This window comes from Pectobacterium brasiliense, assembly GCF_013449685.1.
Classification (GTDB): domain Bacteria; phylum Pseudomonadota; class Gammaproteobacteria; order Enterobacterales; family Enterobacteriaceae; genus Pectobacterium; species Pectobacterium brasiliense_A.
The window spans coordinates 105,779-130,339 of sequence record NZ_JACDSF010000010.1; the positions used below are offsets into that span (position 1 = coordinate 105,779).

A 24,561-nucleotide genomic window follows, 5' to 3' on the forward strand; every position below is an offset into this window, starting at 1 on the left:
TTTGCTGTGTATGTGCCTGCGGCTGTCGTGACTGTGATCGGCAGCAGAGATATATCATAGTAATCGTCTCAGACTCGTGTACCTTCCTGTCATCAAATCCGGTTATTCAGAGCATTTTTAATGAAGCAACTGACAATTCTTGGTTCCACTGGCTCTATTGGCGTCAGTTCGCTGGCCGTCATTAAAGCCAATCCCGATAAATTTGCTGTTCGCGCGTTATCCGCTGGGTACAACGTCAAGTTGATGCTGGAGCAGTGCCTCACTTTCCAACCCGCCTATGCCTCAATGGCTGATGAAGCTTCAGCAACTGCCCTGCGCCAGCAGTTGGCGGAATATGGTTGCAAAACGGAAGTGCTGGCTGGTGAGCAGGCCGCGTGTGACCTTGCTGCATTAGAGGGTGTTGATCAGGTCATGGCCGCGATTGTGGGTGCGGCGGGGTTATTGCCAACACTAGCGGCAATCCATGCCGGAAAACAGGTTTTGTTGGCGAATAAAGAATCACTGGTTACCTGCGGACGTCTGTTCATGGACGCCGTGGCGCACAGTGGCGCACAGCTTTTACCGATTGATAGCGAACATAATGCGATTTTTCAGAGTTTACCTGAGCAAATTCAGCGTCAATTAGGCTACGCTTCATTGTCACAGCATGGGGTCGAACGTATTGTTCTGACCGGTTCTGGTGGGCCGTTTCGTGAAACGCCAGTGTCGGCGCTGGCAGACATGACGCCAGATCAGGCGTGTGCGCATCCAAACTGGTCAATGGGGCGCAAAATTTCGGTCGATTCTGCAACGATGATGAACAAAGGGCTGGAGTATATCGAAGCGCGCTGGTTGTTTAATGCTTCTGCCGAACAGATGGAAGTCATTATTCATCCGCAGTCGGTGATTCACTCGATGGTGCGTTACCGTGATGGCAGCGTTCTGGCGCAGTTGGGATCGCCCGATATGCGCACGCCGATTGCCCATGCAATGGCTTATCCCGAACGTGTGACATCGGGTGCAAAAACGTTAGATTTTTGCCATATTGGCGCGCTGACATTTTTGGCACCGGACTATGCACGCTATCCTTGTTTACAGCTCGCGATTGATGCCTGTAATCATGGTCAGTCTGCCACCACGGCATTAAACGCCGCAAATGAAATTGCGGTAGCGGCATTTTTGCAGTCGCAGATCCGTTTTACGGATATTGCGGCGGTAAATCGGCATGTTATTGAACAACTTACATTACCAGAACCCACCAGCGTTGATGATGTTCTGTTTATCGACCGCTGGGCCAGACAGGTCGCAACACAGACCCTGACACATTACGCGCGATAGCGGGATAGCGCCGTGGCACAATTTGTTCATGTGCGGTGGAGGTGGTATAGTCTGCGCCACTCAATGGTTGATTATGCGAAAGTAGTTTAATCGACCGTGAAGCTAAGCCGTGATCGTTCACGGCTTTTTTTGCGCTAACGGGGTCTGATGTTACGGAAGGACTGTTGTATTTCTTGCTTGAGGAAATAAGTACGCGTTATGCCGTCCGATAATCAAAAAAATACTAACGATCTGCCACCCGCCGGGCCGCGGCATGTTGCCATTATCATGGATGGCAATGGTCGCTGGGCAAAAAACCGGGGGAAAATGCGGATTTTTGGCCATCAGGCTGGTGTAAAGGCTGTGCGGCGTTCAGTCAGTTTTGCAGTGAGCCAAGGGCTGGACGCGCTGACACTTTACGCATTTAGCAGTGAAAACTGGAACCGTCCGGCGCAGGAAGTTTCCGCACTCATGGAACTGTTTGTTAGAGCGCTGGACAGTGAAGTGAAAAGCCTGCACAAACACAATGTTCGCTTGCGGGTCATTGGCGATATCGGCCGCTTCAGTCCGCGTTTACAAGAGCGAATCCGCCGTTCAGAAGCACTGACAGAAAAGAATCAGGGGCTCACACTGAATATTGCCGCGAATTATGGCGGCCGTTGGGATATTATTCAGGGAGTACGGCAACTTGCAGAGCAGGTGCAGGAAGGCATTCTACGCCCTGATAGCATTAATGAAGCGTCATTATGTCAGTACATCTGTCTGCATGATCTGGCTCCGGTTGATTTGGTGATCAGAACCGGTGGAGAACACCGCATCAGTAATTTTCTTCTGTGGCAAATTGCTTATGCTGAACTTTACTTTACTGATGTCCTCTGGCCTGATTTCGATGAACAAGTCTTTGAAGGTGCGCTGAATGCTTTTGCACAACGCGAGCGCCGCTTCGGGGGAACAACACCTATCGATGCTGATGCATCCTAGGGGGAACTTTTGCTGAAGTATCGCCTGATTACTGCTTTTATTTTGATCCCGATTGTTATTGCAGCACTTTTCTTGCTGCCTCCTCTGGGATTCACGCTTGTTACGCTGGCTGTCTGTATGCTGGCGGCATGGGAATGGGGTCAGTTGGCAGGGTTTGCCTCTTATGGTCAACGCCTGTGGCTCGCGATCCTGTGTGGTTTCTTGCTGGCGCTGATGCTGTTATCACTCCCGGCCTACCATTATTCCGTCCATATTCCGCAAATCAGTATCGCGCTCTGGTCATCACTGGTGTGGTGGGGTGTCGCGCTGCTGTTGGTGCTGTTCTATCCGGCTTCCGCCTCATTCTGGCGTCATTCACGTACATTGCGACTGGTGTTCGGTATCATGACGATCGTGCCGTTTTTCTGGGGCATGGTCGCGCTTCGTCATTACAATTACGCGATTAACCCATTTGCTGGTGCCTGGTGGCTGCTGTACGTCATGCTGCTGGTGTGGGGCGCGGACAGCGGTGCCTACATGTTCGGTAAACTGTTTGGTAAGCGTAAACTCGCGCCAAAAGTTTCGCCGGGCAAAACCTGGGAAGGCTTTCTTGGTGGCCTGGCAACCTCGGCGCTCATCTCTGTGCTGTTTAGCCTGTATGCGCCATTAACGGTCGCGCCATCGACGTTGTTGATTTGTTCTATCGCCGCTGCGTTGGCCTCGGTGTTGGGGGATTTGACAGAAAGCATGTTCAAACGCGAGGCGGGCATCAAAGACAGTAGCCATTTGATTCCGGGGCACGGTGGTGTGCTCGATCGTATCGACAGCCTGACTGCTGCGGTTCCTGTGTTCTCTTGCCTGATGCTGCTGCTGTTTAAAGTGGCTTAGAATAAAGCGGTAGAGCTATTTATGCTGAGTTTTCTCTGGAATCTTGCCGCGTTTATCATCGCACTGGGTGTGCTGGTCACTGTCCATGAATTTGGACATTTCTGGGTAGCGCGCCGCTGTGGTGTGAAGGTCGAACGCTTCTCCGTCGGTTTCGGACGCGCGCTATGGCGTCGTCGCGATCGTACCGGTACAGAATTCGTGATTGCGCTGATCCCACTTGGCGGCTACGTGAAGATGCTAGATGAGCGCGTCGACACCGTTGCGCCAGAATTTCGTCACCAATCATTTAATAGCAAAACGGTCTGGCAGCGTGCGGCTATCGTTAGCGCGGGTCCGATTGCCAATTTCCTGTTTGCCATTGTGGCGTATTGGTTGGTGTTTATTCTCGGCGTACCGGGCGTGCGTCCGGTAGTGGGTGAAATACTGCCCAACTCCATTGCGGCGCAGGCGGAAATGTCGGCGGGAACGGAACTAAAGTCCGTTGACGGTATCGAAACGCCTGATTGGGATACTGCGCGTCTGGCCCTGATCGGTAAAATCGGCGATAGCGATGTTGTGATCGGAACCGCATCTTTAGGCTCTGATCGTGTCGTTCAGAAAACGCTGGATTTACGCGAGTGGCAGTTTGAGCCTGATAAGCAAGATCCTGCCGCTTCGCTCGGGATTATTCCGCGTGGGCCGCAAATTGAGCCGGTACTGCATCAGGTGCAGGTCGGGTCGGCGGCGGAAAAAGCAGGTTTGCAAGTCGGAGATAGGATCGTTAAAGTCGACGGGCATGCGCTAGCGCAATGGCGTAATTTTGTTATCGCCGTGCGTGACAACCCCGGACACTCTATTGCTCTGGAGGTGGAGCGCAACGGCTCAACCGTCCCGTTGACGTTAACGCCAGACAGCAAATCTGTGGGAAGTGGCAGAGTTGAAGGGTTGGCAGGCGTTATGCCAAGTGTGACGCCGCTGCCTGAAGAATACAGGACTGTGCGCCAGTATGGGCCGTTCAGTGCGATCTACCAGGCAACAGATAAAACCTGGCAACTGATGAAATTGACCGTCAGTATGTTAGGGAAACTGGTTATGGGGGATGTTAAGCTGAACAACCTGAGTGGTCCCATTTCGATTGCTCAGGGCGCAGGAATGTCAGCAGATTATGGATTGATTTATTACCTGATGTTTTTGGCCTTAATCAGCGTCAATTTGGGGATCATCAATCTGTTCCCTCTGCCGGTATTGGATGGTGGACACCTGCTCTTTCTTGCGGTTGAAAAGTTGAAGGGCAGGCCGGTTTCTGAGCGTGTGCAGGACGTTAGCTATCGCATTGGTACAGTGTTGCTGATGTTGTTAATGGGACTCGCACTTTTCAATGATTTCTCTCGTCTCTAGGCGCGGGATTAGGTTAGGAAAAACGCATAACAACGATGGCGATCAAAAAGTTGCTCATAGCGTCGCTGCTGTTTAGCAGCGCAACCGTATACGGTGCAGACGGGTTCGTAGTGAAGGACATTCATTTCGAGGGCCTGCAAAGGGTTGCCGTCGGGGCGGCATTACTCAGTATGCCAGTCCGCGTTGGTGATACCATCGGTGACGATGATATCGGTAACACCATCCGTGCCTTGTTTGCGACCGGAAATTTTGAAGATGTTCGTGTCCTGCGCGATGGCGAAACGCTGATTGTGCAGGTGAAAGAACGTCCAACCATCGCCAGCGTCACGTTTTCCGGCAATAAGTCAGTCAAAGACGACATGCTGAAAGAAAACCTGGAGGCCTCTGGCGTGCGCGTCGGTGAAGCGTTAGACCGCACTGCGCTCACCAGCATCGAAAAAGGACTGGAAGATTTCTACTACAGCGTGGGCAAGTACAGTGCGTCGGTTAAAGCCGTTGTCACGCCACTCCCGCGTAACCGCGTAGACCTGAAACTGGTCTTCACGGAAGGCGTTTCCGCCAAGATCCAGCAGATTAATATTGTCGGTAACAAAGCGTTCAGTTCCGACGAATTGATCTCTCGTTTCCAACTGCGTGATGAAGTGCCGTGGTGGAACGTGGTCGGCGATCGTAAATACCAGAAACAAAAACTGTCTGGCGATCTGGAAACGTTACGGAGTTTCTATCTGGATCGCGGCTATGCGCGTTTCAACATCGATTCCACACAGGTGAGCCTGACGCCAGATAAAAAAGGCATCTACATCACCATCAATATGACGGAAGGCGAGCAGTACAAGCTGTCCGGCGTAGCGGTGAAAGGCAATCTGGCTGGTCACTCTGCGGAAATCGAAGGGTTGACGAAGATTGAACCGGGTGAACTCTACAACGGGACGAAAGTGACCCGGATGGAAGAGGACATCAAGAAGCTGCTGGGTCGTTATGGTTATGCCTATCCGCGTGTGGTCACACAGCCGGAAATTAATGATGCAGGCAAGACGGTGAAATTAAACATCAACGTTGATGCCGGTAACCGTTTCTATGTGCGTCATATTCGCTTTGACGGTAACGACACGTCTAAAGACTCCGTTCTGCGCCGTGAAATGCGTCAGATGGAAGGTGCTTGGTTAGGCAACGATCTGGTTGAGCAGGGCAAAGAGCGTTTAAACCGACTGGGATACTTTGAAAGCGTTGATGTAGAAACGCAGCGTGTTCCCGGCGTGGCCGATCAGGTTGATGTCACGTATAAAGTCAAAGAGCGTAATACGGGGACATTCAACTTTGGTGTTGGTTTCGGTACAGAAAGTGGCGTGAGCTTCCAGGCTGGGGTCCAACAGGACAACTGGCTGGGAACGGGTAACTCCGTTGGTATCAGCGGGACTAAAAACGACTACCAGACGTATGTTGAGCTGTCACTGACCGACCCGTACTTTACCGTCGATGGCGTTAGCCTCGGTGGCCGCATATTCTATAACAAATTTGAGGCATCAGACGCCGATCTGTCCGACTACACTAACGTGAGTTATGGCGTTGGTAGCACTTTGGGCTTCCCGATTAACGAGAATAACTCACTGCGTGTCGGTCTGGATTATGTACATAACGATCTGTCGGATATGAGACCGCAGGTGGCAATGTGGCGTTATCTGGATTCCGTGGGCGTTAATCCATCTGTGGTTGGCGAGAATGTCAAATCCAGCGCTGACTTCAAAGCGAACGACTTCTTCCTGAATACCGGATGGTCGTATAACAATCTGGATCGCGGCTACTTCCCGACGAAAGGCACACGTGCATCTGCGAATGCCAAGATTGCCGTACCGGGTTCGGATAACGAATACTACAAACTGACGTTTGATTCAGCGAGCTACTACCCGTTGAGCGACAGCGGTAACTGGGTGGTGATGGGCCGGACGCGTGCAGGTTTTGCGGATGGTATCGGTAGCAAAGAGGTGCCATTCTACGACAACTTCTATGCGGGTGGTTCCAGTACGGTACGTGGCTTCCAGTCGAATACGATTGGTCCTAAAGCAGCGTATTATAAATGTCCAGCGAACCTTGTTGGCTCTGGGTTTAACTCTTACTCCAGTTGCCCGATTGACTCAAGCAATATAGATGACGCTGTTGGCGGCAACGCAATGGCGGTATTGAGTGCGGAACTGATCGTGCCGACGCCATTTATCAGTGACAAATACGCGAGCTCCGTCCGTACGTCCTTCTTTGTGGATGGCGGTACGGTATGGGATACCAACTGGAAAAATACACAGGAAACAATTGACGCAGGTGTGCCGGATTACAGCAAAGCGAGCAACTTCCGTGTTTCCAGCGGTATCGCGTTGCAATGGATGTCTCCGCTTGGGCCATTGGTCTTCTCCTATGCCCAGCCGGTTAAAAAGTACGATGGAGACAAGTCGGAACAATTCCAGTTTAACATTGGTAAAACCTGGTAGTGTGACGTCAATAGGTCGTATGCAGGGAATGTCGCATCATGATTCGTTGAGATGAGCCTTTCGTTGATATGAATAGTTCATGGGTATGAATGGTCGAACATAAGACCTTCATACCATGACGCGATGCTCATAATTAAAGTGTTAAGACACAAATTAGGTTAGGTTGAGGAGTTTATAGTGAAAAAGTGGTTATGTGCCGCAGGCCTCGGTTTAGCATTGGCTGCTTCAGCCAGCGTTCAGGCTGCTGACAAAATTGCCGTTGTTAACGTTTCCAGCATTTTCCAACAGCTGCCGCAGCGTGAAACCGTTGGCAAACAGCTGGAAAATGAATTCAAAGGTCGTGCTTCTGAACTGCAATCGATGGAAAACGATTTACAGGGCAAGATGCAGAAACTGCAACGTGATGGTTCTACCATGAAAGCGAGCGATCGCAGCAAAATGGAGAAGGACGTCATGGCGCAGCGCGAGCAGTTCTCGACTAAAGCGCAGGCTTTTGATCAAGACAACCGCCGCCGTCAGATGGAAGAACGTAACAAAATCCTGAGCCGTATTCAGGATGCCGTGAAAGCCGTTGCAACCAAAGAAGGTTATGATGTTGTGATTGACGCTAACGCTGTTGCGTATGTCGCCAATGCGAAAGACATTACTGCCGATGTGCTGAAACAGGTTAAATAATACATGTATTCAATTCGACTGGACGCGTTAGCTCAACAGTTGGATGCACAATTACACGGTGATGGCGATATCGTCATCACCGGTGTTGCTTCTATGCATTCAGCAAAAACTGGGCAAATTACGTTTCTTTCCGACAGTCGTTACCGTGAGCAACTGGCCGGGACGCAAGCGTCAGTGGTCGTGCTGACGGAAGCGGATTTACCTTACTGTCAGGTTGCGGCGCTGGTAGTGAAGAATCCCTATCTGACCTATGCGCGTATGGCGCAACTGTTGGATACGACACCGCAACCAGCAACCGATATTGCACCGAGTGCGGTTATTGCTCCAGACGCGACGCTGGGTCAGAACGTGTCCATTGGTGCAAATGCCGTTATCGAATCTGGCGCACAGCTGGGTGATGGTGTTGTCATTGGCCCTGGCTGTTTTATCGGTAAAGATGCCCGCATTGGTGCCGGTACGCGTTTATGGGCAAATGTAACGATTTATCACCGTGTTGAGCTGGGTGAGCATTGCCTGATCCAGTCGGGAACCGTGATCGGTTCTGACGGCTTTGGCTATGCTAACGATCGCGGCAACTGGGTGAAGATCCCACAGCTGGGTACAGTCAGAATTGGCGATCGGGTTGAGATCGGTGCGAGCACAACCATCGATCGTGGTGCGTTGGATGATACGGTCATTGGTAATGGTGTTATCATTGATAACCAATGTCAGATTGCGCACAACGTTGTGATTGGCGACAATACCGCGGTAGCGGGTGGCGTCATTATGGCGGGGAGCTTGAAAATTGGTCGTTATTGCATGATCGGTGGTGCCAGCGTAATTAACGGGCACATGGAGATCTGCGATAAAGTGACGGTAACGGGAATGGGGATGGTCATGCGACCCATCACAGAACCTGGGGTATACTCTTCGGGCATTCCTTTGCAACCCAACAAAGTGTGGCGCAAAACTGCAGCGCTGGTGATGAATATTGATGAGATAAGCAAACGGTTGAAAGCCGTTGAACGAAAAGTCGATAACGTTTAATCACTCGCGTTTTATTTGCGGCCTGCCTGAAGACACCTAATTTAGGGTCTGCGCAGGCCGTGTTGTTGATGGCATCAGTTTTTATGGACAGGAAGAGTATTTTGACTACTGACACTCATACTCTGCATATTGAAGAGATTTTAGAATTATTACCGCACCGTTTCCCGTTTTTGCTGGTTGATCGGGTACTGGATTTTGAAGAAGGGAAGTTTCTGCGGGCGGTGAAAAACGTCTCTTTCAACGAACCCTTCTTCCAGGGCCATTTCCCGGGCAAACCAATTTTCCCCGGCGTGCTGATTCTGGAAGCCATGGCTCAGGCCACTGGTATTCTTGCGTTTAAAAGCGTAGGTAAACTGGAACCGGGTGAGCTGTACTATTTCGCCGCTGTAGACGAAGCGCGCTTTAAGCGCCCCGTGCAGCCAGGCGATCAAATGATCCTTGAAGTTGAATTCATCAAAGAGCGTCGCGGCGTTGCGCGCTTTAAAGGTGTTGCCAAAGTTGATGGCGAAGTGGCCTGTGAAGCGTCAATGATGTGTGCTCGCCGTCGGGAGTCCTGATAACGTGATTGATCAAACCGCCTTTATTCACCCTAGTTCGATTGTTGAAGACGGTGCCATTATTGGTGCTGGCGTTCATATTGGCCCGTTCTGCTATATCGGTTCTCAGGTTGAGATCGGTGCGGGGACGGTGCTGAAATCACATGTCGTCGTCAATGGCGTCACTAAAATTGGTCGCGACAACGAAATCTATCAGTTCACGTCAATTGGTGAAGTGAATCAGGATCTCAAATATGCCGGGGAACCGACCCGCGTTGAGATTGGCGATCGTAACCGCATCCGTGAAAGCGTCACGATTCATCGTGGCACGACACAGGGCGGCGGGTTGACTAAAGTCGGTAGCGATAACCTGTTGATGATCAACACGCATATCGCACATGACTGCGTAGTGGGCAATCGTTGTATTCTGGCGAATAACGCGACGCTGGGTGGCCACGTTTCCGTCGATGATTTTGCGATTATCGGTGGGATGACGGCCGTGCACCAGTTCTGCATTATCGGTGCTCACGTCATGGTTGGTGGATGTTCCGGTGTGGCGCAAGACGTGCCGCCATATGTGATCGCACAGGGTAACCATGCCACGCCGTTTGGCCTGAATATTGAAGGCCTGAAGCGTCGTGGATTCGAAAAAGACACCCTGCACGCGATTCGTAACGCGTACAAGCTCCTCTACCGCAGCGGCAGAACACTGGACGAAGTGAAACCGGAAATTGAAGCGCTGGCGGCTGAACACCCGGCTGTGCAGGCGTTTACCGATTTCTTTGCCCGTTCTACTCGCGGCATCATTCGTTAATCTATGTCATCACGTCCTTTGACTATTGGGCTGGTCGCCGGAGAAACTTCCGGCGACATCCTTGGCGCAGGCCTGATCCGAGCGCTTAAAGAAAAGGTGCCTGATGCGCGATTTGTCGGCGTTGCTGGGCCACGTATGCAGGCCGAAGGCTGTGAAGCCTGGTACGAGATGGAAGAGCTAGCTGTCATGGGCATTGTTGAGGTGCTTGGACGACTTCCCCGCCTGCTGAAAATTCGGCGAGATTTAACCCAGCGCTTTAGCGAGCTTCAACCCGATGTTTTCGTAGGCATTGATGCCCCTGATTTCAATATCACGCTAGAGGGCAACCTCAAAAAGCGCGGTATCAATACCATTCACTACGTCAGCCCTTCCGTATGGGCATGGCGTCAAAAACGCGTTTTCAAAATAGGTAAAGCGACCAATCTGGTGCTGGCTTTTTTGCCTTTTGAAAAAGCGTTTTACGATCGTTTCAATGTACCTTGCCGCTTTATCGGCCATACGATGGCTGATGCGATGCCGCTGTATCCCGATAAACTAGCAGCGCGCGCGACGTTGGGAATTGCACCGGATGTGCCTTGTCTGGCGTTGCTGCCGGGCAGTCGCGGTGCAGAAGTTGAAATGCTTAGTGAAGATTTTCTCAATACGGCTGTGCTACTGCGCCAGCATTTTCCCGATCTGGAAATCGTGGTTCCGCTGGTCAACAGCAAGCGCCGTGAACAGTTCGAGCGGATAAAAAGTAGCGTGGCGCCCGATCTACGCGTCCATCTGCTGGATGGGCAAGCGCGAGAAGCGATGATTGCCAGTGATGCCGCTCTATTGGCATCGGGTACGGCAGCGCTGGAGTGCATGCTGGCTAAATGTCCGATGGTTGTAGGGTATCGCATGAAGCCCTTTACCTTCTGGCTGGCGCAGCGCCTGGTCAAAACACCGTGGGTGTCTCTGCCGAATTTACTGGCGGGACGTGAGCTGGTGGCCGAACAGCTACAGACGGACTGTACGCCGGACAAGCTGGCCGCTGCGCTGCTGCCTCTGTTTGCCGATACAGAAAAAATGGCTGAGCTACGCGCGACGTTTGTGGATTTGCATCAGCAAATCCGCTGTAACGCCGATGAGCAAGCGGCTCAGGCGGTGCTGGAATTAGTCAAGCCGTGTTAATAAACCATGTTAATAAGACCATGAGTGAAATATTCGTCTATCCGCAGGCGAGCTGTATCGCTGGTGTTGATGAAGTGGGCCGTGGCCCTTTGGTTGGTGCGGTCGTGACGGCTGCGGTGATTCTTGACCCGACTAGGCCAATTGTCGGGCTGGCGGACTCCAAAAAGCTGAGTGAAAAACGTCGACTGTCGCTCTATGATGAAATCAAAGAGAAGGCATTGGCGTGGAGCCTTGGCCGTGCGGAGCCGGAAGAGATTGACCAATTGAATATCCTGCATGCTACCATGCTGGCAATGCAGCGTGCGGTTGCCGGGTTGTCTGTCGTGCCTGATTTTGTTCTCATTGATGGCAATCGTTGCCCGGCTTTGCCGATGCCCGCTCAGGCGGTCGTAAAAGGGGATAGCCGCGTGGCAGAAATCAGCGCGGCCTCGATTATGGCGAAAGTGACTCGCGATCGTGAGATGGTCGAGTTGGATCAACGCTTCCCCGCTTATGGTTTTGCCCAACACAAAGGCTATCCAACGGCTTTTCATCTGGAGAAACTGGCCGCACTGGGCGCCACTGAGTTTCACCGTCGGAGCTTCGCGCCAGTCAGACGTGCATTAGGTCTGGCGTAAACATCATCATTAACTCTCGGTATGGCGTGGGCACGTAAGCGTGCCGTTGCCATGCTGACTAATCGATAAATTCTGGGATCTGGAGATGGCCGAACCACGTTTTGTTCACCTGCGTGTGCACAGTGACTATTCCATGATCGATGGGCTAGCCAAAGTCGGTCCGCTGGTAAAAAAAGCGGCGGCACTCGGGATGCCAGCGCTGGCGATTACTGATTTTACCAACCTGTGTGGGCTGGTTAAATTCTATGGCGGCGCGCATGGCGCGGGAATCAAGCCCATTATCGGCGCAGATTTCTGTGTCGAAAGCGACGAATTGGGGGATGAGCTCGCGCATCTTACCGTCCTGGCCATGAATAATGCTGGCTACCAAAATCTTACGCTGTTGATTTCCCATGCTTATCAACGAGGTTATGGCGCTGCCGGGCCGACGATTGACCGGGATTGGCTTGTTGAACATCAGGAAGGGCTGATTTTACTGTCTGGCGGCCGCCGGGGTGATGTCGGTCGATTTTTGCTGCGTGGTAACCAGACGCAGGCCGAACAGTGTCTGGCCTTCTATCAGGAACACTTCCCCCAGCGTTACTATCTGGAACTGATCCGCACGTCCCGCCCCGATGAAGAAAGCTATTTGCATGCTGCCGTCGAATTGGCGACGAAGCACGGGGTGCCCGTGGTGGCAACCAATGAAGTGTGTTTTATCAGCACCGATGATTTTGACGCTCACGAAATCCGTGTGGCCATTCATGATGGCTACACGCTTGACGATCCCAAGCGTCCACGCAATTACAGCCCACAGCAGTACATGCGTTCCGAAGAGGAAATGTGCGAGCTGTTTGCGGATATCCCCGAAGCGCTGGCGAACAGCGTTGAAATTGCCAAGCGTTGTAACGTAACGATTCGTCTGGGTGAATATTTCCTGCCGCAGTTCCCAACGGGCGACATGAGTACGGAAGATTTTCTGGTTCAGTGCTCGAAAAAGGGGTTGGAGGAGCGTCTCGAATTCCTGTTCCCCGATCCGGAAGTGCGCGCTGAGCGCCGGCCTGAATATGATGAGCGTCTGGATATTGAGCTGGGCGTTATCAACCAGATGGGATTCCCCGGCTACTTCCTGATCGTAATGGAATTTATTCAGTGGTCGAAGGATAACGATGTGCCTGTTGGACCGGGACGTGGTTCCGGTGCGGGTTCGTTAGTGGCCTATGCGCTGAAAATCACCGATCTGGATCCGCTGGAATTCGACCTGCTGTTCGAACGCTTCCTCAATCCTGAACGTGTTTCCATGCCTGACTTTGACGTCGATTTCTGTATGGAAAAACGCGACAAGGTCATCGATCACGTCGCGGAAATGTACGGGCGTGATGCGGTATCGCAGATTATCACCTTCGGTACGATGGCGGCGAAAGCGGTTATTCGTGACGTAGGGCGCGTGCTTGGGCACCCTTATGGGTTTGTCGATCGTATTTCAAAGCTGGTGCCGCCCGATCCGGGCATGACGCTCGAAAAAGCGTTTGCAGCTGAACCGCAACTGCCGGAAATTTATGAAGCCGATGAGGAAGTTAAGGCTCTCATCGATATGGCGCGTAAGCTCGAAGGGGTAACGCGTAACGCGGGTAAACATGCGGGTGGGGTGGTGATATCCCCCACCAAGATTACCGATTTCGCGCCGCTGTATTGCGATGCGGAAGGGAACCATCCGGTTACCCAGTTCGATAAGAACGACGTGGAATATGCTGGGCTGGTGAAGTTCGACTTCCTTGGCCTGCGTACGCTGACCATCATCGACTGGGCGCTGGGGATGATTAACGCCCGTCGCGCGAAGCAAGGGCTGGAGCCGATTGATATTGCGGCGATTCCGCTCGACGATAAGAAAAGCTTCGACATGCTGCAACGCTCGGAAACCACAGCGGTATTCCAGCTTGAATCGCGCGGCATGAAAGACCTGATCAAACGCCTTAAGCCCGACTGCTTTGAAGATATGATCGCACTGGTGGCGTTGTTCCGCCCCGGCCCGTTGCAATCCGGCATGGTAGATAACTTCATCGACCGTAAGCACGGTCGTGAAGCGATTTCGTATCCTGATATCGAATGGCAGCACGAGTCACTTAAGCCTGTGCTGGAGCCGACCTACGGCATTATCCTGTATCAGGAACAGGTCATGCAGATTGCGCAGGTTCTGGCAGGCTATACGCTGGGCGGCGCGGATATGCTGCGTCGTGCGATGGGGAAAAAGAACCCAGTCGAAATGGCGAAGCAGCGTGGTGGCTTCGAAGATGGTGCCAAATCTCGCGGCGTGAACGGCGAATTGGCGGTTAAGATTTTTGACCTGGTGGAAAAATTCGCCGGTTATGGCTTTAATAAATCTCACTCCGCGGCCTATGCGTTGGTGTCTTACCAAACGCTATGGCTGAAGGCGCACTATCCGGCAGAATTCATGGCGGCCGTAATGACGGCCGATATGGACAACACGGATAAAGTGGTCGGCCTGGTTGATGAATGCTGGCGGATGGGGTTAAAAATCCTGCCTCCGGATATCAACAGCGGGCTGTATCACTTCCACGTTAATGACGATGGCGAGATTGTTTACGGCATCGGTGCGATTAAAGGCGTGGGTGAAGGCCCGATTGAGGCGATTATCGAAGCGCGTAATGAGGGCGGCTATTTTAGAGAGCTGTTTGATCTCTGCGCGCGTACTGACATTAAAAAGCTGAACCGCCGCGTGCTGGAAAAGCTGATTATGTCTGGGGCGTTTGACCGTCTGGGGCCGCATCGCGCCGCGTTGATGAATTCATTGCCTGATGCGCTGAAGGCTGCCGATCAGCATGCGAAAGCGGAAGCGATTGGTCAGGTGGATATGTTCGGCGTGCTGGCCGATGCGCCTGAACAGGTTGAGCAATCCTACAGTACGGTGCCGCCGTGGCCGGAGCAGGTGGTGCTGGATGGTGAACGGGAAACGCTGGGGCTGTACCTGACCGGCCACCCGATCACGCAATATATTAAGGAAATTGAACGCTATGCCGGTGGCGTGCGTTTGAAAGATATGCACCCGACGGATCGGGGTAAAATGACCACTGCCGTTGGGCTGGTGTTAGCGGCCCGCGTCATGGTCACCAAGCGGGGTAACCGTATTGGTGTCTGTACATTGGACGATCGTTCCGGTCGTCTTGAGATAATGCTGTTTACCGATGCATTGGAAAAATATCAGCATTTACTTGAGAAAGACCGTATCCTTATCGCCAGTGGACAGGTCAGCTTTGATGACTTCAGCGGCGGGCTTAAAATGACCGTCCGAGAGTTAATGGATATCAGTGAAGCGCGGGAAAAATACGCGCGCGGGCTTGCTATCTCGCTGACTGACAGGCAAATTGATGACCAGCTATTAAACCGTCTCCGCCAATCGTTGGAACCCCACCGATCGGGGACGATCCCAGTGCATCTCTATTACCAGCGTGAAGATGCGCGCGCCCGACTACGTTTCGGCGCAGCATGGCGTGTAACGCCTGCCGATGCGCTACTGAACGAGCTGCGCACATTAGTGGGTAATGAGCAGGTGGAACTGGAATTTGACTAATATAGGAATACTATGAGTCTGAATTTTCTTGATTTTGAGCAGCCGATTGCAGAGTTGGAAGCGAAAATTGACTCGCTGACCGCAGTCAGCCGTCAAGACGAAAAATTAGATATTAATCTGGACGAAGAAGTCCAGCGCCTGCGTGAGAAGAGCGTTGAACTGACGCGCAAAATCTTCGCCGATTTGGGTGCCTGGCAGGTTGCGCAATTAGCGCGCCATCCACAACGTCCTTATACGCTTGATTATATTAAGCATATCTTTACCGACTTTGATGAGTTGGCTGGCGATCGTGCCTATGCCGATGATAAAGCCATTGTTGGCGGGATTGCTCGTTTGGATGGGCGTCCGGTGATGATCATTGGTCATCAGAAAGGGCGTGAGACCAAAGAAAAGATTCGCCGTAATTTCGGCATGCCTGCACCGGAAGGCTATCGCAAAGCGCTGCGCCTGATGGAAATGGCCGATCGCTTCAAGATGCCGATCATCACCTTCATCGACACGCCGGGAGCTTATCCGGGTGTGGGCGCAGAAGAACGCGGTCAGTCTGAGGCTATCGCGCGCAACCTGCGTGAAATGTCGACGCTGCGTGTGCCAATCATCTGTACCGTTATCGGTGAAGGTGGTTCCGGTGGTGCATTGGCTATCGGCGTGGGCGACAAGGTCAACATGCTGCAGTACAGCACCTACTCGGTGATTTCACCGGAAGGCTGTGCGTCTATCCTGTGGAAGAGCGCAGATAAAGCGCCGTTGGCAGCAGAAGCCATGGGCATTATTGCGCCGCGTCTGAAAGAGCTGAAACTGATCGATACCGTGATCCCTGAGCCGTTGGGTTCGGCGCACCGTAACGTCCCAGCGATGGCAGAATCTCTGAAAGCACAGCTGCTGGCCGATCTGCTCGACCTCGATGGCCTGACAGAAGAAGAGCTGTTGAACCGCCGTTATCAGCGTTTGATGAACTATGGTTACTGTTAAGTACAGCGGTGATTGCTGATAAGGAGATTGTCTGATTGATGTGTTATCAATCAGGCGATTCTGGCGTTACTTTGAAAATCCGTTGTCAGAAATGACAGCGGATTTTTTGCTATGAGGGTTTGAAGCATGCTGAAGCTGCTCGATGTCCATCACATTGCGGTGATTGCCTCTGACTATGCACGCAGCAAGGCGTTTTACTGTGATGTGCTGGGGTTTACGTTGAATAACGAAGTCTACCGTGAAGCGCGGCAGTCGTGGAAAGGGGATCTCTCGCTGAATGGGCGTTATACCATTGAACTATTTTCTTTCCCCCACCCACCTGCGCGCGTGAGCCGCCCGGAAGCCTGCGGCCTGCGCCATCTGGCTTTTGCGGTGGCTGACATTGAACAAGCTGTCGCCTCGCTGGAACAGGCTGGCGTTATGTGTGAACCTGTCCGGATCGATCCTGAAACGCAGCAGCGCTTCACCTTTTTCTCCGATCCTGACGGCTTGCCTTTAGAACTGTATGAGATCTGATACCGTGGACCGCACCGAACCTGATGATCGATTGCTCCAGACTATCGCGACGCAAACAGCCGGATGCGGGTCGATCCTGCTGGCCTACAGCGGTGGTCTGGATTCTAGCGTGCTATTGCATCTGCTGGTGGCTCTGCGTCAGCGTTTTGGGCTACCCATTCGTGCGGCTTATATTCACCATGGCTTAAATCCGCTGGCTGATAGCTGGGCTGGACATTGTCGTCAGCAGTGTGAACGCTGGCAGGTGCCCTTTGCCTCGCTGTTGGTAACGGTTGAGGCGCAGAACGGCGGTATCGAAGCCGCGGCCCGAACGGCACGTTATCAGGCTTTGCGAGCGCATCTGCAAGACGGGGAAACCTTGCTGACGGCGCAGCACCTTGACGACCAGAGCGAAACTTTTTTACTGGCGCTTAAACGCGGAAGCGGGCCTGCTGGGTTATCTGCGATGGCGGCTCAAAGTACGCTCGGTCATCATCGTCTTGTACGTCCGCTGTTAGGCATTTCTCGCTTGCAGTTGGAAGCCTATGCGCAGCGGCATCAGCTTGACTGGATTGAAGACGACAGCAATCAGGATGAACGTTTCGACCGCAATTTTCTACGTCGTCAGATCTTGCCGCGATTGACGCAGCGCTGGCCGCATTTCTCCTCCGCCGTCGCGCGTAGCGCCGAGCTTTGTGCCGAACAGGAACAGCTGCTAGATGAGCTACTGGAGGAGTCATTGCAGGCGTTATGCCAGCCGGATGGCGCGCTGAATATTGACGGTCTGGTAACGCTAAGTCCGGTGCGTCGTTTTGCTCTCCTGCGTCGCTGGCTGGCGCAGCGAGGGGCGATGATGCCCGCGCGTGAACAGCTACAACGCCTCTGGGATGAGGTGGCGACGAGCCGTCAGGATGCGGAACCGGTATTGCAACTGAATCAGATGCAGATCCGTCGTTTTCGTCAGCATCTCTATCTGCTGCCGCTGATGCCGTCACTCAAAGACCAAATTATCCCGTGGCAGTCGCCGTCATGCCCGTTGTCGCTACCCGATAATCTGGGCACGCTGTCACTGGCCGATAGCGGCGTGGAGATTCGCGCGCCGGAAAACGATGAGTCAGTGAGTATCCGTTTTTCGACCCAAGGAACTGTGCATATTGTCGGCAGAGCCCACGGGCGACAAATCAAGAAACTCTGGCAGGAGCTGAGCGTCCCGCCCTGGTGGCGCGACCGTACGCCGCTGGTGTTCTACAACGAGCAACTGATTGCGGCAGTGGGACGATTCGTCACGCGAGAAGGGCAGGCGAGAGAAAACCAGCCTGTATGGCGCATTGTTTGGGAAAAGTAAGTTTGGGAAAAATAAGCTAGGGAAAAAACTGAGGGAAAAGCCTGACGCTGAGGCAAGCGCTGAAATAAAAACGGACAACCTGCGTTGTCCGTTTTGGAAGCGTTGGTTCAGCGTTTGCCGCTGAATGAAAGGAGAAATCTGTCAGGATTCGCTGACGACGACCTTCCCGATTTCAGGATGACTGAAACTGACGATGTGGTCGAGACGTAGCTCGCGCGTTGTGCCTGAGGCTTCAATCACCAGATATTCGACCTGCTTACGTGAGATCATATCACTGGCTTTACCGGTCACAACTTCACCATTGCGTAGTTCCAGCGTCAGCGTCAAATTCTGCTGACAGGTGGCTTCCAGGCTGTCGTAATCATCACAGTTGATGGGTTGATATTCATTACTCATTGACATAATCACTCACCAATAAGTTAGCGGCGGCAAAAGCGGCCTGTTCCCTGACGGAGGATGGCAACGCATCATTCGCGGCAATGCCATCCAGGGTTTTTAAAACACAACCCAGCGAATCGGGTATATAGCCCAGATCGCCACTGGCGATCTCTGCGTATAAGCGACGTACTAATTCACAGTATTCTTGCACTATATCCTCCCTTAAAAGCTTAGCTCGGTAGATATTCATGCATCATCACTAGCTGCGGTGCGCGATGTTGTAAGCCTACGAAGATAAACTCTATTTATCAAACCGACTATAGCATAGGCACTAACAGGATATCAGTAGTCCTTAGAGGCCTAATCTATCGGTTACGTGGCAGATATCACCTTTACTGTGAGGATGGCGCTAACTCAAGTAAACTAGGGGGGAATAAATACGAGGTCACTGATGGCATTAAAAGCAACGGTTTACAAAGCAGCAATCAATATTGCCGATATGGATCGGAATTTTTTTCACGACGCGAACCTGACGATAGCGCAGCATCCGTCTGAAACCGAGCAGCGTATGATGCTGCGGCTTTTAGCGTGGATTTGCCATGCTGATGAAAATCTGCGTTTTACCAAAGGGCTCAGCGCAGATGATGAGCCGGAAATCTGGCGACGTAACGATACGATGGAACTGGAATTGTGGATTGAGCTGGGCCTGCCGGATGAAAAACGGCTCAAGAAAGCCTGCAACCAGTCCCGTTCCGTGGTGCTATACGCCTATAGTGAGCGTGCGGCGCAGGTTTGGTGGAATGCGATATCGAGTAAGGTCTCCGGGTACAAGAATCTGGCTATCCGTTTTCTGGATGATAATCAGCTGGCTCAGCTTGCCGGACTGGTTCAGCGCACTATGTCATTGCAGGCAACGATACAGGACGGCACGATCTGGTTGTCTGACGATAAGAATAGTCTGGAAATAGCATTTTCTGAGTGGAAAATTCCTCAGACTCAGGGATGATAACAGATTGGATATATTCCAGATCGTTGAGTAAGAACGATAAAAACAGGGCAGAGACGGCAGGAAAATAATGATGAAAAAACTGGCTATCGGTGTGCTGTTGATTGCAGGGATTTCTGGGTTGATCGGGTGTCATACCCGCTCGCAAGTTCAGGAAGAACCCCTTAAACCAATGGCACAAAGTTATCGTGGCGTTTTACCCTGCGCGGACTGCGGAGGGATTGATACGTCACTGTTTTTGGAAAAAGACGGGACTTTTGTTCTTCGCGAACAGTATCAAACGACACGAGAGGGCAACAACACGTTCGCGTCCTATGGGCAATGGCGACGTACCGCAGACAAGCTGGTGTTGACGGATAGCGCGGGCGAAAAACGTTACTTCCGCCCGGTTGATAACTCTCTTGAAATGCTGGATCAGCAAGGGTTGCCCATTAATTCTTCTCTTCCTCGCCAACTGACGGCAACCAAGCAGGCATTGCCGGATACGCCGATGTCGATGAAGGGCATGTACCGCTATCTGGCGGATGCAGCAACGTTCTCTGACTGCGCAACCGGAAAAACGTTTGTGGTGGCGAGTAATGCCGTGCTGGAAAGGCTGTATCTTCGTACGACGGCATCGGCAGGTGAACCGGTGCTGGTTTCCTTTACCGCGCATTTTGCCGTGATTCCATCAATGGAAGAAGGGCAGAGGGTGAAAGCGGTGGTCCCTAACAGCAGCGATAACGCCCGCATGAACGCGCGAGCAAACTGCAATACACAGATAGACTAACGCAGCGTTAAAAAGAAAAGGCACTGATTCCAGTGCCTTTTTGTATCGATTACGCGTTAGAGCATTTTCTTTAGCTGATAAAGCCAATCCAATGCCTGACGCGGCGTGAGCGCATCAGGATCGATGGCTTCCAGCGCTTCCATTGCTGGTGACGGTTCGTCATTACTCAGCAGCGCTAGCTGTGCGCCATCGATATGGCTGGATGACGCATTATTCGATAGCGTTTCCAGCTCCTTCAGCTTCTGGCGCGCGCGCTTAATCACTTCTTTTGGTACGCCAGCCAGTGCGGCGACGGCAAGGCCATAACTTTTGCTGGCTGCGCCATCTTGTACGCTGTGCATGAAGGCGATGGTATCACCGTGTTCGCGCGCATCTAAATGCACATTCACCACGCCTTCCATTTTTTCCGGCAGAGTGGTCAGTTCAAAGTAGTGTGTTGCAAACAGCGTCATCGCTTTGATGCGGTTCGCCAGATTTTCGGCACAGGCCCAGGCCAGCGACAGGCCGTCATAAGTTGAGGTTCCGCGACCGATTTCGTCCATCAATACTAGGCTGTTTTCCGTGGCATTGTGCAGAATATTCGCTGTTTCTGTCATTTCGACCATGAAGGTAGAGCGGCCGGAAGCCAGATCGTCGGCGGCACCCACACGAGTGAAAATACGATCGACGGGGCCAATGACCGCCTGATCCGCAGGCACAAAGCAGCCGATATGCGCCATCAGCACAATCAGTGCGGCCTGACGCATATAGGTACTTTTCCCGCCCATGTTGGGGCCGGTGATAATCAGCATACGACGCTGTGGTGCTAGCGATAGGGGGTTAGAAATAAACGGCTCACGAAGCACCTGCTCGACGACGGGGTGACGACCGCCCGTAATTTTGATGCCGGGCTTATCACTCAGCGTCGGGCAGACGTAATTCAGCGTATCGGCACGTTCAGCCAGATTCGTCAGAACGTCCAATTCTGCCAACGCGGCGGCGCTTTGCTGAAGTTCGGCGAGATGAGGCAACAGCAGATCGAAAAGCTCATCATAGAGCGCTTTTTCCAGCGCCAGCGCTTTTCCCTTCGAGGTCAGAACCTTGTCTTCGTACTCTTTCAGTTCGGGGATGATATAGCGTTCGGCGTTTTTTAGCGTCTGGCGGCGTACATAGTGGATCGGCACCAGATGGCTTTGACCACGGCTGACCTGAATGTAATAGCCGTGTACGCCATTGAAGCCGACTTTTAGCGTATCGAGCCCCAGTTTTTCGCGTTCGCGAATTTCCAGACGATCCAGATAATCGCTGGCACCGTCAGCCAGCGCGCGCCACTCATCCAGCTCTGCATGGTAGCCCGGCGCGATGACACCGCCGTCACGTACCAGCACGGGCGGTGCTTCGACAACGGCGCGTTCCAGTAAATCACGTAGCTCATCAAATTGCCCAATCAGGCTGACCAGACGACGAACGGAATCGGTATCCAGTGGCGCAAGCTGCTCACGAATATCGGGGAACTGCTGGAAAGCGTGGCGCATACGAGCCAGATCGCGCGGGCGTGCCGTGCGCAACGCGAGCCGTGCCAGAATACGCTCCAGATCGCCGACCTGTCGCAGATAGGGTTGCAGATCGGGCGTGATGTCCTGCAACGCGCTGATGGCCTGCTGGCGCTGTGTGAGCGCATCAATATCGCGGCTGGGCATATGAATCCAGCGCTTCAGCATTCGGCTGCCCATTGCCGTCACGGTGCAGTCCAGTACAGCGGCCAGCGTATTCTCCACGCCGCCGGACAGATTCTGCGTCAGTTCAAGGTTACGGCGGGTGGCTGCGTCCATGATGATGCCGTCCTGCTGGCGCTCCATGGTAATCCCGCGGATATGCGGCAGCGAGGTGCGCTGGGTGTCTTTTGCGTATTGCAGCAGGCAGCCAGCGGCCCGTAATGCGAGCTTGGCCTGCTCTACGCCGAAACCGGTCAGATCGCGGGTGCCAAATTGCAGGTTAAGCTGCTGGCGTGCGGTATCCGGTTCAAACTCCCACAGCGGACGACGGCGCAGCCCGTGGCGATTTTCGATCAAATCCATGGACTCGAAAGATTCGGGGTAGAGTAACTCTGCCGGATTGGTGCGCTGTAACTCAGCCGCCATGGTTTCCCGATCGTCTGGTTCGCTCACGCGGAAACGTCCTGAGCTGATATCCAGAGTGGCATAACCGAACCCCCGACCGTCCTGCCAGATTGCGGCTAGCAGGTTATCCTGCTTTTCCTGCAATAGCGCTTCGTCACTGATGGTTCCTGGCGTGACGATACGTACAACTTTGCGTTCTACCGGACCTTTGCTGGTGGCGGGATCGCCAACCTGTTCGCAGATAGCGACGGATTCGCCCATTTGCACCAGTCTGGCAAGGTAGTTTTCAACGGCATGATGAGGAACGCCCGCCATCGGTATCGGTTCCCCTGCGGAGGCACCGCGCTTCGTCAGCGAGATATCCAGCAGTTGAGAAGCCCGCTTGGCATCGTCATAGAACAGCTCGTAAAAATCGCCCATGCGGTAAAACAGCAGGATTTCCGGATGTTCAGCCTTTAACCTAAAGTACTGCTGCATCATGGGAGTGTGGGCAGTGAAGTCCTTCTCTGTGGCTTCATTCATATTGATTTTACTCAGTCTTAACGCTTTTGTTCGTTCAGGTGACGGCGCAGTGATGGTCAACCTTGCTGATGGCCCATCACCTGAGCATTGAAATGGAATGCCAGAAGTATACTGACTGACGGATGAAAAACATCACCCGCGAATGCGCTATCTTATCACTGGTGGCCGTTATTTGGCGTCAGACGACGTTACCAGACTGGGACCGAGATGCGTATGCGATTTTTCCTCTATTGCTTAGGCGCGCGAGGCGGTTCGCAAGTTTGGCTGATGTATTCATTCAATAAAGCGAAGGCTGAATACAATCGAATTGCTCTGGCTGTCGTGATACGAAGCCATAACGCGTAACCATCAGTGCCGGTATATGTGGCAGTTACTGGAACAGGTAAAGCGATTTATGAATGCCGCTTCGCCGTTCCCCGGCAATCAACATGGTTTAGCTAAAGTGGAGCGGTAATATGCAATAATGAAATGGACACCTCCCCATACCGGCTTCAGTGAACCATGCTGTAAGTGCAAACTAACAGCAAAATGAAGAGGTGTCCCATGGAATAAATTATCGGAATTGACCTGGCAAAGCGAGTTTTCCAAGTACATATCGTTTCTATACAGGGTGAGAAGAAAGCTAACAAAATGATCACCCGCGAAAAGCTGATGGCTTTTATTGCTCAGCAACCCTCGTCCAGAATTGTGATGGAAGCGTGTGGTAGCGCAAATTACTGGTCCCGCCAGTTTAAAACATTCGGGCATGACGTCAGACAAATCAGTCCGCAGTACGTGTCGCCCTTCCGAATGGGAAATAAAAACGACAAAAATGACGCTACCGCTATCGTTGAGGCTGACAGTCGTCCAGGAATGCGCTATATACCGGGAAAAAGCATTGAGCAGCAGGATATTCAATGTCTGCACTGGGTTCGTCAGCTGCTGATGAAAAACAGAACAGCGCTGATTAATCAGATCAGGGGGCTGAGTCTGGAATATGGTATCGCTATACCGGAAGCCGCCCATAAAGTCATGGCCTGCCTACCTTATTATCTGGAAGATGCAGAAAATGAACTCACCACGCTCAGCGGGAACTATTCCAAGAGATGTTGCTGGAGCTTCAAGACTGCCAGCAACGAATTAAAACGCTGGATGTACGCCTGAAGCAGATGAGTGCACAAAACGAGGATACACGCCGGTTGGAGAATATTCCGGGTATTGGGCCATTAGGCGCATCGGCACTGGCGATAGCTCTGGGTGACAGTAGGGATTTTACTAATGGCCGACATTTTGCCAGTTATCTGGGGTTAGTGCCCTGTGAGCACAGCAGCGGAGGTAAAACCAGACTTCTGGGAATAACCAAACGTGGTGATGGTTATCTGCGCGGCTTGCTTATTCATGGTGCCCGCTCCGTGGTTTATCGTACGGTTAATCTCCCAGATGAACGGTGTAGCGCAATCCAGAGGTGGCTGAAAGGTATTATTGTTCGGAGCGGTGTGAATAAAGCCGTAGTGGCGCTGGCGAACAAGAATGCCAGAGTGGCCTGGGCTCTAGTGAACCAGAGAACAGATTATGTTGCTAAGTAACAGTGTGATTTATAAGAA

At 52.5% G+C, this 24,561-nt stretch carries 20 protein-coding genes and 2 pseudogenes; 19 read left to right on the forward strand and 3 right to left on the reverse strand.

Annotated elements, in window-relative coordinates; all coding sequences use genetic code 11:
• Positions 1-120 precede the first annotated feature (120 nt).
• From ispC to tilS, 15 genes are all read left to right on the forward strand, one after another.
• Positions 121-1,317 carry a 1-deoxy-D-xylulose-5-phosphate reductoisomerase gene (gene ispC, locus H0248_RS04725; RefSeq protein WP_180784944.1) on the forward strand — a complete coding sequence of 399 codons (1,197 nt, stop codon included), beginning with the start codon at positions 121-123 and terminating at the stop codon, positions 1,315-1,317.
• A gap of 198 nt (positions 1,318-1,515) precedes the next feature.
• Complete coding sequence (gene ispU, locus H0248_RS04730; RefSeq protein WP_039467050.1) at positions 1,516-2,277, forward strand: (2E,6E)-farnesyl-diphosphate-specific ditrans,polycis-undecaprenyl-diphosphate synthase; 762 nt, start codon at positions 1,516-1,518, stop codon at positions 2,275-2,277.
• A gap of 9 nt (positions 2,278-2,286) precedes the next feature.
• Positions 2,287-3,144 carry a phosphatidate cytidylyltransferase gene (gene cdsA / locus H0248_RS04735; RefSeq protein ID WP_010296412.1) on the forward strand — a complete coding sequence of 286 codons (858 nt, stop codon included), beginning with the start codon at positions 2,287-2,289 and terminating at the stop codon, positions 3,142-3,144.
• A gap of 21 nt (positions 3,145-3,165) precedes the next feature.
• Positions 3,166-4,521: a sigma E protease regulator RseP gene (gene rseP / locus H0248_RS04740; RefSeq protein WP_180784945.1), complete on the forward strand. Its 1,356-nt coding sequence runs from the start codon at positions 3,166-3,168 to the stop codon at positions 4,519-4,521.
• 35 nt (positions 4,522-4,556) lie between these two features.
• Positions 4,557-7,001 (forward strand): outer membrane protein assembly factor BamA, encoded by a 2,445-nt coding sequence (bamA, locus tag H0248_RS04745; protein WP_180784946.1) that lies wholly within the window; start codon positions 4,557-4,559, stop codon positions 6,999-7,001.
• Between the two features lie 177 nt (positions 7,002-7,178).
• Positions 7,179-7,676, forward strand: a complete 498-nt coding sequence (gene skp, locus H0248_RS04750; protein ID WP_180784947.1) for a molecular chaperone Skp — start codon at positions 7,179-7,181, stop codon at positions 7,674-7,676.
• Positions 7,677-7,679: 3 nt separating this feature from the next.
• Complete coding sequence (gene lpxD / locus H0248_RS04755; protein WP_180784948.1) at positions 7,680-8,702, forward strand: UDP-3-O-(3-hydroxymyristoyl)glucosamine N-acyltransferase; 1,023 nt, start codon at positions 7,680-7,682, stop codon at positions 8,700-8,702.
• 83 nt (positions 8,703-8,785) lie between these two features.
• Positions 8,786-9,259, forward strand: a complete 474-nt coding sequence (gene fabZ, locus H0248_RS04760) for a 3-hydroxyacyl-ACP dehydratase FabZ (protein ID WP_172644777.1) — start codon at positions 8,786-8,788, stop codon at positions 9,257-9,259.
• Positions 9,260-9,263: 4 nt separating this feature from the next.
• Positions 9,264-10,052: an acyl-ACP--UDP-N-acetylglucosamine O-acyltransferase gene (gene lpxA, locus H0248_RS04765; RefSeq protein WP_010284845.1), complete on the forward strand. Its 789-nt coding sequence runs from the start codon at positions 9,264-9,266 to the stop codon at positions 10,050-10,052.
• Between the two features lie 3 nt (positions 10,053-10,055).
• Positions 10,056-11,207, forward strand: coding sequence for a lipid-A-disaccharide synthase (gene lpxB, locus H0248_RS04770; RefSeq protein WP_180784949.1), 1,152 nt, complete (start codon positions 10,056-10,058; stop codon positions 11,205-11,207).
• Between the two features lie 20 nt (positions 11,208-11,227).
• Positions 11,228-11,824 (forward strand): ribonuclease HII, encoded by a 597-nt coding sequence (gene rnhB, locus H0248_RS04775; RefSeq protein WP_180784950.1) that lies wholly within the window; start codon positions 11,228-11,230, stop codon positions 11,822-11,824.
• Between the two features lie 85 nt (positions 11,825-11,909).
• Positions 11,910-15,392, forward strand: a complete 3,483-nt coding sequence (gene dnaE, locus H0248_RS04780) for a DNA polymerase III subunit alpha (RefSeq protein ID WP_180784951.1) — start codon at positions 11,910-11,912, stop codon at positions 15,390-15,392.
• A 12-nt stretch (positions 15,393-15,404) separates the two neighbouring features.
• The gene (accA, locus tag H0248_RS04785) at positions 15,405-16,364 is read left to right on the forward strand and encodes an acetyl-CoA carboxylase carboxyl transferase subunit alpha (RefSeq protein ID WP_010296434.1); all 960 of its coding nucleotides are present in this window, start codon (positions 15,405-15,407) and stop codon (positions 16,362-16,364) included.
• A 126-nt stretch (positions 16,365-16,490) separates the two neighbouring features.
• Positions 16,491-16,880: a VOC family protein gene (locus H0248_RS04790; protein ID WP_180784952.1), complete on the forward strand. Its 390-nt coding sequence runs from the start codon at positions 16,491-16,493 to the stop codon at positions 16,878-16,880.
• Complete coding sequence (tilS, locus tag H0248_RS04795; protein ID WP_180784953.1) at positions 16,870-18,204, forward strand: tRNA lysidine(34) synthetase TilS; 1,335 nt, start codon at positions 16,870-16,872, stop codon at positions 18,202-18,204. Before H0248_RS04790 ends, tilS begins: the two co-directional genes overlap by 11 nt.
• 141 nt (positions 18,205-18,345) lie before the next feature.
• Here the strand turns inward: tilS and rof are convergent, their stop codons facing one another.
• Both rof and H0248_RS04805 read right to left on the reverse strand, forming a co-directional pair.
• Complete coding sequence (gene rof / locus H0248_RS04800) at positions 18,346-18,606, reverse strand: Rho-binding antiterminator (protein ID WP_029367608.1); 261 nt, start codon at positions 18,604-18,606, stop codon at positions 18,346-18,348.
• Positions 18,593-18,793, reverse strand: coding sequence for a YaeP family protein (locus H0248_RS04805; protein ID WP_010285748.1), 201 nt, complete (start codon positions 18,791-18,793; stop codon positions 18,593-18,595). The genes rof and H0248_RS04805 overlap by 14 nt, the downstream gene beginning before the upstream one ends.
• A 240-nt stretch (positions 18,794-19,033) precedes the next feature.
• Between H0248_RS04805 and H0248_RS04810 the strand changes: the two genes are divergently transcribed.
• On the forward strand, positions 19,034-19,588 hold the full coding sequence (locus H0248_RS04810) for a YaeQ family protein (RefSeq protein WP_180784954.1): 555 nt from the start codon (positions 19,034-19,036) through the stop codon (positions 19,586-19,588).
• A gap of 73 nt (positions 19,589-19,661) precedes the next feature.
• Positions 19,662-20,357, forward strand: coding sequence for an envelope stress response activation lipoprotein NlpE (nlpE, locus tag H0248_RS04815; protein WP_180784962.1), 696 nt, complete (start codon positions 19,662-19,664; stop codon positions 20,355-20,357).
• Between the two features lie 56 nt (positions 20,358-20,413).
• Here nlpE and mutS read toward each other — a convergent pair whose 3' ends face one another.
• Positions 20,414-22,978 (reverse strand): DNA mismatch repair protein MutS, encoded by a 2,565-nt coding sequence (gene mutS / locus H0248_RS04820; RefSeq protein ID WP_180784955.1) that lies wholly within the window; start codon positions 22,976-22,978, stop codon positions 20,414-20,416.
• Between the two features lie 292 nt (positions 22,979-23,270).
• On the opposite strand from mutS, the pseudogene H0248_RS04825 reads away from it, so the two are divergent.
• Both H0248_RS04825 and H0248_RS22600 read left to right on the forward strand, forming a co-directional pair.
• Positions 23,271-23,432: pseudogene (locus H0248_RS04825) on the forward strand (IS630 family transposase); the annotation flags it as partial.
• Between the two features lie 98 nt (positions 23,433-23,530).
• Positions 23,531-24,543 (forward strand): annotated as a pseudogene (locus H0248_RS22600) (IS110 family transposase).
• The last annotated feature ends 18 nt before the right edge of the window (positions 24,544-24,561 follow it).